The organism is Actinoplanes sp. NPDC049118, from assembly GCF_040648555.1.
In the GTDB taxonomy this organism is placed as follows: domain Bacteria; phylum Actinomycetota; class Actinomycetes; order Mycobacteriales; family Micromonosporaceae; genus Actinoplanes.
Genome location: NZ_JBEZDY010000004.1, coordinates 329,363 through 342,406, shown reverse-complemented (window position 1 = coordinate 342,406; position 13,044 = coordinate 329,363). Strand labels below are relative to the sequence as shown.

The 13,044-nt window shown below is 70.7% G+C and carries 16 protein-coding genes; 7 read left to right on the top strand and 9 right to left on the bottom strand.

Translation table 11 applies throughout. The features are described 5' to 3' along the window. Positions 1-60 precede the first annotated feature (60 nt). The gene (locus tag AB0B58_RS08485; protein WP_360219624.1) at positions 61-228 is read right to left on the bottom strand and encodes a hypothetical protein; all 168 of its coding nucleotides are present in this window, start codon (positions 226-228) and stop codon (positions 61-63) included. A 124-nt stretch (positions 229-352) separates the two neighbouring features. Between AB0B58_RS08485 and AB0B58_RS08480 the strand changes: the two genes are divergently transcribed. Both AB0B58_RS08480 and AB0B58_RS08475 read left to right on the top strand, forming a co-directional pair. Then, on the top strand, positions 353-1,021 hold the full coding sequence (locus AB0B58_RS08480) for a nucleotidyltransferase domain-containing protein (RefSeq protein WP_360219621.1): 669 nt from the start codon (positions 353-355) through the stop codon (positions 1,019-1,021). Next, on the top strand, positions 1,018-1,947 hold the full coding sequence (locus tag AB0B58_RS08475; protein WP_360219618.1) for a chlorophyllase: 930 nt from the start codon (positions 1,018-1,020) through the stop codon (positions 1,945-1,947). Before AB0B58_RS08480 ends, AB0B58_RS08475 begins: the two co-directional genes overlap by 4 nt. Before the next feature lie 157 nt (positions 1,948-2,104). Here AB0B58_RS08475 and AB0B58_RS08470 read toward each other — a convergent pair whose 3' ends face one another. The 3 genes from AB0B58_RS08470 to AB0B58_RS08460 all read right to left on the bottom strand — a co-directional run bounded on the left by AB0B58_RS08470 (position 2,105) and on the right by AB0B58_RS08460 (position 4,880). After that, positions 2,105-3,055: a zinc-binding dehydrogenase gene (locus AB0B58_RS08470; RefSeq protein WP_360219615.1), complete on the bottom strand. Its 951-nt coding sequence runs from the start codon at positions 3,053-3,055 to the stop codon at positions 2,105-2,107. Positions 3,056-3,146: 91 nt separating this feature from the next. Then, the gene (locus AB0B58_RS08465; RefSeq protein WP_360219913.1) at positions 3,147-4,358 is read right to left on the bottom strand and encodes an NADP-dependent malic enzyme; all 1,212 of its coding nucleotides are present in this window, start codon (positions 4,356-4,358) and stop codon (positions 3,147-3,149) included. 213 nt (positions 4,359-4,571) lie between these two features. Next, the gene (locus AB0B58_RS08460; RefSeq protein ID WP_360219612.1) at positions 4,572-4,880 is read right to left on the bottom strand and encodes a S26 family signal peptidase; all 309 of its coding nucleotides are present in this window, start codon (positions 4,878-4,880) and stop codon (positions 4,572-4,574) included. 84 nt (positions 4,881-4,964) lie between these two features. Between AB0B58_RS08460 and sodN the strand changes: the two genes are divergently transcribed. Genes sodN through AB0B58_RS08445 form a run of 3 tightly spaced genes read left to right on the top strand, consistent with a single transcriptional unit; the run spans position 4,965 to position 6,308 of the window. After that, on the top strand, positions 4,965-5,369 hold the full coding sequence (gene sodN, locus AB0B58_RS08455; RefSeq protein ID WP_184989599.1) for a superoxide dismutase, Ni: 405 nt from the start codon (positions 4,965-4,967) through the stop codon (positions 5,367-5,369). Next, on the top strand, positions 5,366-5,866 hold the full coding sequence (locus AB0B58_RS08450; protein WP_360219608.1) for a GNAT family N-acetyltransferase: 501 nt from the start codon (positions 5,366-5,368) through the stop codon (positions 5,864-5,866). Before sodN ends, AB0B58_RS08450 begins: the two co-directional genes overlap by 4 nt. A gap of 37 nt (positions 5,867-5,903) precedes the next feature. Then, on the top strand, positions 5,904-6,308 hold the full coding sequence (locus AB0B58_RS08445) for an ATP-binding protein (RefSeq protein WP_233624529.1): 405 nt from the start codon (positions 5,904-5,906) through the stop codon (positions 6,306-6,308). 33 nt (positions 6,309-6,341) lie between these two features. Here the strand turns inward: AB0B58_RS08445 and AB0B58_RS08440 are convergent, their stop codons facing one another. Next, positions 6,342-7,037: an FCD domain-containing protein gene (locus AB0B58_RS08440; protein ID WP_360219605.1), complete on the bottom strand. Its 696-nt coding sequence runs from the start codon at positions 7,035-7,037 to the stop codon at positions 6,342-6,344. A 66-nt stretch (positions 7,038-7,103) separates the two neighbouring features. Then, entirely contained in the window at positions 7,104-7,493 is a 390-nt protein-coding gene (locus AB0B58_RS08435) for a hypothetical protein (RefSeq protein WP_360219602.1), read from the bottom strand. A 53-nt stretch (positions 7,494-7,546) separates the two neighbouring features. On the opposite strand from AB0B58_RS08435, the gene AB0B58_RS08430 reads away from it, so the two are divergent. After that, positions 7,547-8,497: a diacylglycerol kinase family protein gene (locus AB0B58_RS08430; protein ID WP_360219599.1), complete on the top strand. Its 951-nt coding sequence runs from the start codon at positions 7,547-7,549 to the stop codon at positions 8,495-8,497. Positions 8,498-8,910: 413 nt separating this feature from the next. Continuing rightward, complete coding sequence (locus AB0B58_RS08425; protein WP_360219596.1) at positions 8,911-9,165, top strand: WhiB family transcriptional regulator; 255 nt, start codon at positions 8,911-8,913, stop codon at positions 9,163-9,165. A 422-nt stretch (positions 9,166-9,587) separates the two neighbouring features. Here AB0B58_RS08425 and AB0B58_RS08420 read toward each other — a convergent pair whose 3' ends face one another. From AB0B58_RS08420 to AB0B58_RS08410, 3 genes are all read right to left on the bottom strand, one after another. Further along, positions 9,588-10,364: a CbiX/SirB N-terminal domain-containing protein gene (locus AB0B58_RS08420; protein WP_360219593.1), complete on the bottom strand. Its 777-nt coding sequence runs from the start codon at positions 10,362-10,364 to the stop codon at positions 9,588-9,590. Beyond that, the gene (locus AB0B58_RS08415) at positions 10,346-11,110 is read right to left on the bottom strand and encodes a phosphoadenylyl-sulfate reductase (protein ID WP_360219590.1); all 765 of its coding nucleotides are present in this window, start codon (positions 11,108-11,110) and stop codon (positions 10,346-10,348) included. The genes AB0B58_RS08420 and AB0B58_RS08415 overlap by 19 nt, the downstream gene beginning before the upstream one ends. A 151-nt stretch (positions 11,111-11,261) precedes the next feature. Next, positions 11,262-12,956 carry a nitrite/sulfite reductase gene (locus tag AB0B58_RS08410; protein WP_360219587.1) on the bottom strand — a complete coding sequence of 565 codons (1,695 nt, stop codon included), beginning with the start codon at positions 12,954-12,956 and terminating at the stop codon, positions 11,262-11,264. Positions 12,957-13,044 lie beyond the last annotated feature (88 nt).

The following is a 13,044-nucleotide window of genomic DNA, read 5'->3' as shown; positions in this document are numbered from 1 at the left end:
CGGAAGCCCGCGTAAAGCCCGGCCCGCGCTCAGCCCGGATCAGGTCGGCTGGAGCTCGGGTCAGCCCAGCGCCAGCCAGGCGATCAGCGCGATCAGGACGATCGCGGCGACACCCACGCCGATGATCAGAGGGGTTTTGGACGGGGCCGGCGGCTCCTGAGGAGCCTTCTGCGTGAAGGCGCGGAACGCCTCGGTGTTGCCGCTCGGGTCGACGGTGTTGTCAGGCATGCGCAGGACAATAGCGAAGCCGGGCAGGTCCGCGACAGGCCGTCCTGCCCCGTAGCAGGGAGTTCGCCCTTCGCCCGGAAATTTCACCCGTCCGTGGGAGTGTCTTGCTGCCTACCCTGACCGGATGAGCACGGAGCCTCAACTGCGCGCGATCGCCGACATCGTCCGGGTCGCCGGTGCCGGGCTCTGGTTGCGGGGCGGCTGGGCGATGGACTTCTACCTCGGCCGGGTGACCCGGCCGCATCGGGACATCGACTTCCTCTGCCGGGCCACGGACGCGGGCCGCATCGTCGCCGCGCTGCGCGGGCTCGGCTACCGCGACTTGCCGGGCAACGCCCCGGCGGGCCTGCAGCACGATCTGGAGACCCCGGCCGGCGTCGACGTCCAGGTCACGCTGCTCGGCGAGGACGCAGACCGTTGCCCGACGGTGCCCGCCGGCCCGTATGCGGGTACCCGGTGGCCGGCGGATCTTCTTTCCGGACCGCCTGGCCGGATCGGGGAGGTGAGCTGCGCGATCGTCAGCCCGCGGGCGCAGATCGAGATCAAGGAGATGATGCCGGTCTGGGTGCCGGGCCTCCGCCGCCGCGAGAAGGACCGGCGGGACGTCGCCCGTCTCCGGGCCGCGATGGCCGAGCGCGAGATCACGCCCGGCCGAGCCACGATCGCCGAGCACGAAAACACACCCGGCCGAACCACGACAGCCAAGCACGAAAACACACCCGGCCGAACCACGACAGCCAAGCACGAAAACACACCGGGCCGGGGCGCGAACCCGGGCACAATGGGCGCATGAGACAAGGGGCAGTCGCGCTGTTGATCGCCGTTGCGGCGCTGACCTCCTGCTCGACCGAGTCGGTTTCACCACCGGCGAGTGCCGGAGCGGCGGCCACGGCATCGACGGCCACGAAGGCGCCGACGGCCACGAAGACATCAGCGACAGGCGCACCGGCCGCGGCGGCACCCGCGGGAAAGGCGCCGAGCGGGAACCTCCCGGTCAAGGTCAGGAAGCTACGGCTCAGCCGCGGCAAGGACCGTCCGCTACCGACGACCGTCTGGTATCCGGCCACCGGCGAGGGTCCGTTCCCGGTGATCGTGTTCAGCCACGGGCTCACCGCCCGGCCGGGCGACTACGGCCGGCTCCTCACCCGCTGGGCCGGTGCGGGCTTCGTCGTCGCCGGCGCGGCCTACCCGCACACCTCCGCGGGCGTCGCCGACTTCGACGTGATCGACCTGATCAACCAGCCCGCCGACGCCTCGCACGTGCTCACCGAGGTGCTCGCCCTCGACACCCGGGCCGGCGATCCGCTGCGGGGCCGGCTCGACGGTGAGCATGTCGCGGCGGCCGGGCATTCCGGCGGCGGCATCACCACGATCGGCATGCTCAGCGGCGACCGGGACGACCGGCTCGACGCCGCCGTCGTCCTGGCCGGCCGGCAGGTGCTGCCGGTGCCGTTCTCCGGGCCGGCCGCCCCCGTGTTCTTCGTGCACGGCAGCCTCGACCGGACCGTGAGGTACGCCGACGGCCTCGCCGCCTTCGACGCCGTGCCGTGGCCCAAGGCGATGCTGACCATCCCGGACGGCGGGCACGTCACCACCGACGGCGGGGACTTCAGCCTCGTCGCCACCGCGACCACCGACTTCTGGCGCTGGAGTCTCTACGGGGACACCGCCGCCAAGCGGCGACTCGAAGGCCGCCGGAACGTCGAGAGCGACCTCTGAGACACCCCTGAGTCGGTCTCGCCGATCACGGAGCCGCCGAGCCGAGGCGGCCGCGGGGCGGAAGCTGGGCCAGGCAGAGTCCGCCAGATCCGCGAGCCACCCATGGTGCAGGCGGAGGCTGGGCCACGCGGAGGCCATCATGATCCGCGAGACACCCCTAGTGCAGGTGGTCGACGGCCACCTTGCCGAAGACCTCGCCCGAGTTCAGCCGGGCGAACGCGTCGCCGACCGCCGAGAAGCCATAGGTCGAGTCGATCACCGGGCGGATGCCGCGGTCCACGCAAAGCTCAAGCAGCGCGCCCAGTTCCGCCGCCGTGCCCATCGTGCTGCCGAGGATCTCGAGCTGCATCATGAAGACCCGGCGCAGGTCGACCTTAGGGAACGGGCCACCGGTCGCCCCGCAGACCACGATGCGGGCGCCCGGCGCCGAACACTTCAGCGAGTGCTCGAACGTCGGCGCGCCAACCGACTCGATCACCACGCCCACCCGTTCCGGGAGGCGGGCGCCGGGTTCGACCGCTACGGCACCGAGTTCGGCGACCTTCTCGCGCTTGGCGGCGTCGCGGCTGGTCGCGTACACGCGCTTGCCGAGCGCGACGCCGAGCATGACCGCCGCCGTCGCCACCCCGCCGCCGGCGCCCTGCACCAGCACCGATTCGGCGTCCGCGACGCGGCCGCGGGTCGTGAGCATGTGGTACGCGGTCAGCCACGCCGTCGGCAGGCACGCCGCGTCCAGGAACGAGATGCCCGCGGGCTTGGGCACGAGGTTCTCCGCCGGCACCGCCACCCGCTCGGCCAGCGTCCCGGGCCAGCGCTCGGAGAGCAGCGAGAATCCGCGCGGGTCCTGCGGGTCCTCGATGACCGGGTAGACGACGATCTCGTTGCCGTCGGCGTCCACCCCGGACGCATCGCAGCCGAGGATCATCGGCAGCCGGTCGGCGGGCAGGCCGACACCGCGCAGCGACCAGATCTCGTGGTGGTTGAGCGAACTCGCCCGCACGTCGACCGTCGCCCATCCGTCGGGCGGGGACGGCTCGGGCTGGTCGCCGACCGTCAACGCGGCAAGGGGCTCGTCGGGCTTCGTCGCACTGGCATAGGCGGCACGCATACCGGCAGCTTAAAGCGAAACCCCCGGACCCGGCGGGGCCGAGGCACATTGAGCGCCTCGGCCCCGCCGGATCACGGGGGTCAGGACCCGGCTACAGCGACGCCGACACGACCTCGGGGGCCGGCGGGATCAGCGGCGAGGGCACGGTCAGTCCGGCGGAGGGCGCCGGCGGAGGCGGGGCGGGGCGAAACCGTGCGACGCCGTCACGCTCGGCGGCACGCGCGACCGCCGCCGCAACGGCGGGCGCGACCCGCGGGTCGAGCGCCGAGGGGACGATCGCGTCCGGGCGCAGTTCGTCCGCGACGACCTCGGCGATCGCCTCGGCCGCCGCGACCTTCATGCCCTCGGTGATCCGGGTGGCGCGGGCGTCCAGCGCGCCCCGGAAGATGCCCGGGAACGCCAGCACGTTGTTGATCTGGTTGGGGAAGTCGCTGCGCCCGGTCGCGACGATCGCAGCGTACTTGTGCGCCAGGGCCGGCGGCACCTCGGGCGTCGGGTTGGCCAGGGCGAAGATGATGCCGCCCGGCGCCATCCCGGTCAGCGCGCTCTCCTCGATCTGCCCGCCGGAGACCCCGATCAGCACGTCGGCGCCGATCAGCGCCTCCTTGATGCCACCGGTACGCCCGGAGTAGTTGGTCGTCCGCGCCAGCTCGATCTTCGCGCCGGAAAGCCCGGGGCGCTCGGCGTGGATGATGCCCCGCGAGTCGCAGACGATGACGTTCGCGCCCTGGATGCCGGCCGTGATCAGCGTGTTCGTGATCGCGACCCCGGCCGCGCCGGCGCCGCTGATGACCACCCGCAGGTCCGCGAACCGGCGGCCGAGCAGGGTGGCCGCGTTACGCAGCGCGGCGAGCACGACGATCGCGGTGCCGTGCTGGTCGTCGTGGAAGACCGGGATGTCCAGCGCCTCGTCGAGGCGGCGCTCGATCTCGAAGCAGCGGGGTGCGCTGATGTCCTCGAGGTTGATGCCGCCGAAGGACGGGCCGAGCGCCTTGACCACGGCGATGATGCCCTCGACGTCCTGGGTGTCGAGGCAGATCGGCACGGCGTCGACGCCGCCGAACTGCTTGAACAGCACGGCCTTGCCCTCCATGACCGGCATCGCCGCTTTCGGGCCGATGTTGCCGAGGCCCAGGACGGCCGAGCCGTCCGTGACCACGGCGACGGTGTTACCGGCCCAGGTGTAGTCCGCGGCGAGTTCGGGGGATTCGGCGATCGCCTCGCAGACCCGGGCGACGCCGGGGGTGTATGCCAGCGACAGGTCGTCGCGGCTGGACAGCGGAACGGTGCACGAGATGGCCATCTTGCCCCGCTTGTGCAGGTCAAAGACGGGATCCGCGGCCAGGGCAGGGTCGAGCTCGAAACTGAAGAAAGACACGAGGGCTCCAGACAACGCATCGGAACGTCGGAGTGCCAGCCGGTCGAAAAGCGCGAGTCTGCGCGGACCGACGTGCGATGCGGGGGTCGCCCGAGATAAAGCAACCGCAAGACTTCGGTGTGCTGCGGTTACTGGAGATTAACTTAGCCGACCGGGGCACGGCCAGTAGCGAAACACCACCAAGCCGATGACATCCGCCACCCCGAACGCTCGGGAGTCGTCCGTTACGAACTCGTTGTCACCCTGCACCCACCATCCACCGTCCCGCTCGTGTAGTGCGCGTTTCACGATCAGCAGGTCCGGCCGGGACCGGAAACGGGCGACGACGACGTCACCCGGACGGGGCCGGGTCGATCGCCGCACCAGCAGGGCGTCCCCGGCCCGCAGGGTGGGTGCCATGGAGGGCCCTCGCACCTGTACGGCGAAGAGCGGCAACTGCCAACTCATGGCATGTCTCCCGCGTCGAGTGTGGGCAGATCCGAAAGGGGTAATGTCAGCATCGGATCATCGCAAACGTATGAAGGGGTCCTGATGCGACTTCCGCGTATTTTCACGCCGCGCACTATGGTCAGCGCGCACTGCGACCTGCCCTGTGGGGTGTACGACCCGGCGCAGGCACGCATCGAGGCGGAGTCGGTGAAGGCCATCGCTGAGAAGTACCAGGCGAACACCGACCCCGAGTTCCGCACCCGCGCCATCCTGATCAAGGAGCAGCGCGCCGAACTGGTCAAGCACCACCTGTGGGTGCTCTGGACCGACTACTTCAAGGCGCCGCACTTCGAGAAGTACCCGAACCTGAACCAGCTCTTCAACGAGGCCACCAAGCTCGCCGGCGCCGGTGGCGCCAAGGGCTCGATGGATCCCGCGGTCGCCGAGCAGCTGCTCGGCAAGATCGAGGAGATCTCCAAGATCTTCTGGGAGACCAAGCAGGCGTGAGTCCCGCAACGGTCCGGCCGGCACGTCGTGACGATGTGCCGGCCGTTGTCGCGATGGTGCACGAACTCGCCGATTTCGAACGCGCCGCCGACTCCTGTCACCTCACCGAGCAACAGCTGGCGGCCGCCCTGTTCGGCCCGCGGCCCGCCCTCTTCGGGCACGTCGCGGTCGACGCGGACGACGTACCGCACGGCATCGCGCTGTGGCACCTCAACTTCTCGACCTGGGAAGGAACCCACGGCATCTACCTGGAGGACCTCTATGTCCGCCCGCAGGCGCGCGGCGCCGGCGCGGGTGGCGCCCTGCTCGCCGCGCTCGCGGCGGAGTGCGTGGCGCGCGGCTACCGGCGCCTCGACTGGGTGATGCTGGACTGGAACCCGGCCGCGGAGTTCTATGCTGCGATCGGGGCGAACGTGATCGAGGGCTGGCTGCCGTACCGGCTGACCGGGTCCGCGCTACTGCGACTCGCCGAGCGCTCCGCCCCCGTCAGGGGCTAGAGTTCCGTCCATCGGGAGGATGGGGTCGGTGACTCAGCTGCAGACAACGCATCCGGAGCCGGCGTTCGGTGACGACGTCGTGCTGCTGACTGTGCCCGCCGACGGCGGTTACCTCGGCGTGCTCCGCACGGCCACGGCCGGCCTCGCCGCGCGCCTGCACTTCGCGCTCGACGAGATCGAGGACCTGCGGATCGCGGTCGACGAGGCCTGCGCGATGCTGCTGGCCATCGCCACCCGCGGCGCGGAGCTCGAGTGCCGCTTCGCCGTCACCGACGACGCCCTCACGGTCGAGGTCACGGTGTCGACGGTGCGCGGTGCGCGGCTGCCGTCCGAGTCCTCGTTCGCCTGGAAGGTGCTGACCGCGCTCACGACGTCGGCCTCCGCGGAGGCGACCGGCCGGCACGCGACCATCCGGCTGCTCACCCGCCGCACGGAGATCTGACCCGCACGGAGATCTGACCCGCACGGATCGGATTCAGCGCGCGTTCGCCATCGCGATGTAGTCGAGGTGCCGGCGGCCCACGTCCATCGCGGCCTCCGAGTCCCGGCCCTTCACGCAGGTCAGCAGCTCGCGGTGGTCGGCGTCGACCCGCGCCCAGTAGCCGTCGGGCAGGCTCTCGACGACCTCCTCGCCGTAGGTGACGTGGTAGAGCGGGCGGGTGACCAGCTCGAAGAGCGGATTGCCGGTCGCCGACGCCACCGCGGCGTGGAACGCGGCGTGCGCGGTCAGCATCGTGGCGAGCTCGTCCAGGTCGGGGTCGAACATCGCATTGCGCAGCTCGACCAGGTTGGCGTCGGTGCGCCGCATCGCGGCCAGCCCGGCGGCCGGGATCTCCAGCGCCCTGCGCAGCTCGAGCAGATCGGCGAGGCCGACCTCGGCGGAGTTGCTCAGCAGCGTCAGCCCGGTGGAGAGCGCCTCGGACAGCTGGTCGGCGTCGGGATGCGCGACGAAACTACCGCCCGTGACCCCCCGGGTCGTGACGATGAGGTGCTGGCTGGCGAGCAGGCGTAACGCCTCGCGTACGGTGCTGCGGCTCACGCCGGAGCGCACGCACAGCTCGGGCTCGGGAGGCAGGCGCTCGCCGGGCTGCAGGCGACCCGACGTGATCTCGTCACGGAGCTCGTCCGCAAGAAGCTGGTACGCCGGCGGACGCACCGTCGATCCCGCCACTACCCTCACCCCCCTCGTGATCCGCCCACTCAGAGTAGGCCTTGAAACGCGAACGGGGAGTGGCGTTCAGTCGAGTCCGAGAGCGCGGGTGGTCGGCGGAAGGACGCAGAGCAGCCCGACCGCCACGCCGAAGGCCATCATGGCCGCGCCGATCCACGGCGTTCCGGTCTGCAGCAGGAAGCCGCCGGCGGCGATGACGAAGAGCTGCACGACGATCGCGGGACCGCGGGCGTGCGACGAGCGCCGCGCGAGCGCCCGGGCGATGAGGAGCACGGCGACCGCGCCGACGGCGGTGAATCCGGTCAGCGCCACCGCGACCGCGATGCTGCTGGAGTCGGCCGTGAAGTCCAGCACCAGCAGGTACGCGGTGAGCACCACGAGCGCGACGGCCTCCGCGAAAAGCAGGCGTACCGCCCAGACGAGCGTCGCCGGGGAATCCAGTTGTCGGGGAGTCACCGCTGTACGATACCGGCCAGTTCAGCGCCCTCCTGAGAGGTACAGTGCCGCCCATGCGAGCGTTACTGGTGGTCAATCCCAAAGCCACCACGACGAATGAGCGCAGCCGCGACGTGTTGGTGCGGGCCCTGCGCAGCGAGGTCGACCTGACGGTCGAGTACACCCGCAAGCGCGGCCACGCGGCGGCGCTGGCCAGGGCGGCCGCCGAGAGCGGCGTGGACGTGGTGGCGACCCTCGGCGGCGACGGAACGGTCAACGAGGCCGTGAACGGGCTGATGACCGCGGAGGCCGGCCTCTCCGCCCGCGGCACGTCTCCGGCGTTCCGGCTGCCGGCGCTGGCGGTGGTGCCGGGCGGCTCGACAAACGTCTTCGCCCGTGCGCTCGGGCTGCCCCGCGACTGGGTCGAGGGCACCGGTGTGATCCTCGACGGGTTGCGCTCCGGACGGCACCGGGTCATCGGGCTCGGCCGGGCGGACGACCGGTACTTCACCTTCACCGCCGGCCTTGGCCTGGACGCCGCGGTGACGCGCCGGGTCGAGCAGGCGCGGCTCCGCGGGCGTAAGTCGACACCGTCGCTCTACGTCCGCTCGATGATCGGGCTTATCTTCTCCGGCGAGGACCGCAGGTCACCGCCGCTCTCGATCGAGCGACCCGGCGAGGAGCCGGAGACGGGGCTGGGCACGGTCATCGTCCAGAACACCGCACCGTGGACATACGTCGGCGACCGCGCGATCAACCCCAACCCCGACGCCTCGTTCGATCGCGGGCTCGACCTGCTGGCCGTCCGTAACCTGCACATAACAAGCACGACACGGACAGTGACCCAGATGGTGTCCCGCAACGCGGAGCCGCACGGCAAGCACGTGCTGCGCCTGCACGACCAGGCCGAGTTCACCGTCATCGCCAGCCGCCCCCAGGCGTTCCAGCTGGACGGGGACTACCTGGGCGAGCGCCAGAAGGTGCACTTCCTGTCCGTCCCCGAAGCCCTGCGTGTGATCTGCTGAGGGATCTGGCGGGGCCTCCCCGGGCCGCCCTCACGATCCGTTACAGAAAGACGGGCAAAAGGTCGGCAAGGGGCTGCGTACCGTACTACATTGATGGGAGCGTTCGTCCGCGGGTCCTGGGACATGCCCCAGAACCGGACAAAGGGGTCGTGAGTTAGCTCACGCGCTCGGAGAATTTCCGAGCGCTACCCTTGACATCGTGGGAGTTCGTGAAAGCATTCACAAGCGATAAGAAGTAACCCGATGCCGCTCGCGCACGTTCCTAATCCAGAAGGCGCGGAACGGCTTCACGAACAAAGCTTGCTCACGCACCGGTAGTCAGACGGACGCTCTCCGTCGGTCCAGTGCGGACGCAGATAAAAGTAAGTAGCACCATTTTCTCTACCCAATCCGAAACAAGGAGTGTTGCCGCCATGGACTGGCGTCACCATGCGATCTGCCGCGACGAGGACCCGGAGCTGTTCTTCCCGATCGGGACGTCAGGCCCCGCACTCCTGCAGGTCGAGCAGGCCAAGGCCGTGTGCCGACGGTGCACCGTGACCGAGTCGTGCCTCTCCTGGGCGCTCGATTCCGGTCAGGACGCCGGCGTCTGGGGCGGTATGAGCGAGGACGAGCGGCGTGCCGTGAAGCGCCGCGGTGGCCTTCGGGTCAGTGCTCCCACCGCCTGAACAATCCCCTCACAGCATTCACGCCTCGGGCCACTTCGGCACCGAGGCGTCGTGCTGTCCGGGCCCGGGCTCATGTCCGAGTCCGATCATGCACTGTTTCGGATCGATTACCCCGAGCAATGGTGACGCACGGCATGAATAAGATCACGGGCATCGCGAAATGATCTCGAAATCATCGTTATCGCCGACACCATTAGTGGGCCTGCTCACCGTCCGCCGGTACCGCCGGCGCCACGCGGTCACTCTGTGTCGTCACGGTGATACCGACGGCCCGCGCTGGTAGCGCTCAGCCGGTTCGGGCGCGGGATGACACGCTGTAACAGCGGGATGCGCCCCCACGATCGGGCCGATGTCAAGACTGAAGCCGCCTCACACCGGCCCGCGCGCCCGTCAGGATCCTCGTCACACCCCGAAGGGCTTGATCAGGCGGTGCGGGCGGCGACAGGACGAACGGCGGCGAGGCGGGCCGCTGCGGCCCGGATCCGGCCGGCCACGAGATGGACCAGGTCCGGCGCGTCCGTGAGGGGCTCGGCGACGGCCGTGACACCGGCCTCGCGGGCCGACCGGACCGTGTTGTCATAGAGGAGCCCCGGCGCCAGGAAGTACGACGCGAGGCCCACCCGGTTGTGGCCCTGCGCACGCAGCTCCGCCGCCGCGTCGCCCGAGAGCGGCGAGGCGGCCGAGGCGTAGGCGACCCGGCAGGGCACGCCCAGGCGCTCCCCCAGCGCCGCCGCGGCCCGGGCAACCGTCGCCCGCGCCCCCGCGTCCCTGGTGCCCGCCGCGGCGAGCACGACCGCGTCCAGGCCGCCCGGGGCGGCCTCGAACAGGCGGGTCTCCAGGCCGTCCAGCAGCAACGGCGGAACGTGGCCGTCGAGCGGGCCCAGGACGTCCGCCGGTTCCACGTCCATGCCCAGGCCGTCCGCCCGGGCCGCCGCGATCTCACCCGGCACGTCCACCCGGCCGTGGTAGGCCGCCGTCAGCAGCAGCGGCACCAGCACCGCGCGCTCGTGGCCGCGGGCCTCGAAGTCGGCCAGCACCTGCCGCGGCCGCGGCACGCTGTGGTCCAGGTAGGCCGCCCGGACGTCCCACAGCGGGTACTCAGCACCCACCGCCCGGGCCAACGACTCCGTGGCCTGGGCGGCGCGGGGATCGCGGCTGCCGTGTGCGACCAGAACGACAGCTAGACGTGCAGGCCGCATTCGGTCTTCTCGAACATCGCCCAGCGGCCCGCGCGTGGGTCCTCGCCGGCCTTGGTGCGCCGGGTGCAGGGCCAGCAGCCGATCGAGGAGTACCCCTTCTTGAAGAGCTCGTTGACCGGCACGTTCCACCGCGCGATGTAGCGGTCCACGTCCGCCTCGGTCCACGTCGCGATGGGGTTCACCTTGACCTTGCCCTTCTTCGCGTCGAACGCCACCACGGGGGTGTTCGCGCGGGTCGGGGACTCGTCGCGGCGCAGGCCGGTGGCCCAGGAGTCGTAGTCGGCGAGCGCGCGCTCCAGCGGCTCGACCTTGCGCAGGAAGCAGCACTCGTCCGGGCTGCGGGCGAAGAGCCGGGGCCCGAACTCGCCGTCCTGCTGGCCGACCGTCCTCCGGGGGCGGATCGAGCGGACGTTGACGTTCATCGTGCGGGCGACCGTGTCGCGGACCTTGAGGGTCTCCGGGAAGTGCAGGCCGGTGTCGAGGAAGACGACGTCGACGCCGGGAGCGACACGGGAGAACAGGTGGGCGACGACCGCGTCGGCCATCGAGCTGGTGACGCAGAAGCGGTCGCCGAACGTGTCGGTCGCCCAGCGGGCGATCTCCTCGGCGGGTGCGCCCTCGAGCGCGACGCCGGCGGCGTCCGCGAGCGCCTTGAGCTCGGCGGCCGGGCGGCGGGTCGGGTCGGCGGGGGCGGCGGGCGCCCCGAGGGACACCAGTCCCAGGCCGACGGCGGTCACCACAGTCATCGGTTCACTCCCTTGGCGAGCAGTCCGTTGAACTTGACCGTGAAAACTCGGGCGCAGGAGTGGCACTCCCACGCGCCGTGTGAAGCCTCGTTGGGTCGCAGGTCCTCTTCGCCGCAGTAGGGGCAGTACAGCGGGGCCGATCTGGCGTCGCTCATTTCAGCAGCTCCTCATCCGCACGGACCACCCAGTCGGCGAAGGACTCGCCGTCGCTGCGCCCCGCAATGTAGTTACGGGCGAGACGCTCCACATACCTCGGAAGCTCTTCGGCGGTCGCCTTGAGACCGCGCAGCTTGCGGCCGAAACCGGCGGTCTGGCCCTGCGCCATGCCGAGCCCGCCGCCGAGGTGCACCTGGAAGCCCTCGACCTGCTCGCCGTGCGCGTTCATGACCAACATGCCCTTGAGGCCGATGTCGGCGACCTGGGTGCGGGCGCAGGCGTTGGGGCAGCCGTTGATGTGGATCGAGATGTCGGTGTCGAAGTCGCGCAGCTGCTCCTCGAGCCGGGCCACCAGTTCCTCGCCGCGGGCCTTGGTCTCGACGATCGCGAGCTTGCAGTACTCGATGCCCGTGCAGGCCATCGTGCCGCGGCGCCAGGCCGACGGCCGGGCCTCGAGCCCGATCCCGCGCAGGCCCTCGACCAGCGGTTCCACCTGGTCGTCGGCGACATCCAGGACCAGGAGCTTCTGGTACGGCGTGAGCCGCACCCGGTCCGAGCCGTGTGCCGCCGCGAGGTCGGCAACGCTGCTCAGCTGCGTACCCGAGGAGCGGCCGACGACCGGGGCCGCGCCGACGTAGTTACGTCCGTCGCGCTGCTTGTGCACTCCGATGTGGTCGATCGGCTTCTCCGGCAGCTCGGCCGACGGCCCGTCGAGGAGCGCCCGGCCCAGGTACTCCTTCTCCAGGATCTCGCGGAACTTGGCGACGCCCCAGTCGGCGAGCAGGAACTTCAGCCGGGCCCGGGTACGCAGCCGGCGGTAGCCGTAGTCGCGGTAGACGCCGACGACGGCCTCCCAGACGTCCGGGATCTCCTCCAGCGGCACCCAGACGCCGAGCCGCTCGGCCAGCCGCGGATTGGTGGACAGGCCGCCACCGACCCAGAGGTCGAAGCCGGGCCCGTGCACCGGGTGCTCGACCCCGAGGAAGGAGATGTCGTTGACCTGGTACGGCGTGTCCGCCAGCCAGGAGATCGACGACTTGAACTTGCGCGGGAGGTTGGAGTAGCGCGGGTCGCCGATGTAGCGCTCGAGGATCTCGTCGATCGCCGAGGTGGGGTCGAGGACCTCCGCCGTCGAGACGCCGGCGACGGGGCTGCCCAGGACGATGCGCGGGCAGTCGCCGCACGCCTCGGTGGTCTGCAGGCCGACCGCATCGAGCCGGCGCCAGATCTCCGGCATGTCCTCGACCCGGATCCAGTGGAGCTGGATGTTCTGCCGGTCGGTGATGTCCGCGGTGTCCCGGCCGAACTCGGTGGAGATCTCCGCGATCGTGCGCAGCTGCGCGAGGTTCAGCGCGCCGCCGTCGATGCGGACGCGGAGCATGAAGTACTCGTCCTCGAGCTCGTGCGGCTCGAGCACCGCCGTGCGGCCGCCGTCGATGCCGGCCTTGCGCTGGGTGTAGAGGCCCCACCAGCGGAAACGCCCGCGCAGGTCCTGCGGGTCGATGCCCGCGAACCCGGTGTGGGCGTAGATGTTCTCGATCCGGGCCCGGACGTTGAGCGGGTTGTCGTCCTTCTTGATCCGCTCGTTCGGGTTCAGCGGCTCGCGGTGTCCGAGCGCCCACTGACCTTCGCCGCGCGCCTTGCGGGGTGCGGGTGCGGGCTTGGTGGCCGGGGTGCTGTCCAGCGCCATGTCGGCGTTCCTCCAGATATCTCAGCCGTGGTGAGCGCGCGGAACGCGATCGGCCGCCTTGGAAGGCTCGCGACATCAGTGTCTGGAG

Excerpts from the sequence above, each read along its gene's own strand:
- AB0B58_RS08485 (WP_360219624.1), bottom strand. The coding sequence starts at position 228 with ATGCCTGACAACACCGTCGACCCGAGCGGCAACACCGAGGCGTTCCGC.
- AB0B58_RS08480 (WP_360219621.1), top strand. The coding sequence starts at position 353 with ATGAGCACGGAGCCTCAACTGCGCGCGATCGCCGACATCGTCCGGGTC.
- AB0B58_RS08475 (WP_360219618.1), top strand. The coding sequence starts at position 1,018 with ATGAGACAAGGGGCAGTCGCGCTGTTGATCGCCGTTGCGGCGCTGACC.
- AB0B58_RS08470 (WP_360219615.1), bottom strand. The coding sequence starts at position 3,055 with ATGCGTGCCGCCTATGCCAGTGCGACGAAGCCCGACGAGCCCCTTGCC.
- AB0B58_RS08465 (WP_360219913.1), bottom strand. The coding sequence starts at position 4,358 with ATGGCCATCTCGTGCACCGTTCCGCTGTCCAGCCGCGACGACCTGTCG.
- AB0B58_RS08460 (WP_360219612.1), bottom strand. The coding sequence starts at position 4,880 with ATGAGTTGGCAGTTGCCGCTCTTCGCCGTACAGGTGCGAGGGCCCTCC.
- sodN (WP_184989599.1), top strand. The coding sequence starts at position 4,965 with ATGCGACTTCCGCGTATTTTCACGCCGCGCACTATGGTCAGCGCGCAC.
- AB0B58_RS08430 (WP_360219599.1), top strand. The coding sequence starts at position 7,547 with ATGCGAGCGTTACTGGTGGTCAATCCCAAAGCCACCACGACGAATGAG.
- AB0B58_RS08425 (WP_360219596.1), top strand. The coding sequence starts at position 8,911 with ATGGACTGGCGTCACCATGCGATCTGCCGCGACGAGGACCCGGAGCTG.
- AB0B58_RS08420 (WP_360219593.1), bottom strand. The coding sequence starts at position 10,364 with ATGCGGCCTGCACGTCTAGCTGTCGTTCTGGTCGCACACGGCAGCCGC.
- AB0B58_RS08415 (WP_360219590.1), bottom strand. The coding sequence starts at position 11,110 with ATGACTGTGGTGACCGCCGTCGGCCTGGGACTGGTGTCCCTCGGGGCG.
- AB0B58_RS08410 (WP_360219587.1), bottom strand. The coding sequence starts at position 12,956 with ATGGCGCTGGACAGCACCCCGGCCACCAAGCCCGCACCCGCACCCCGC.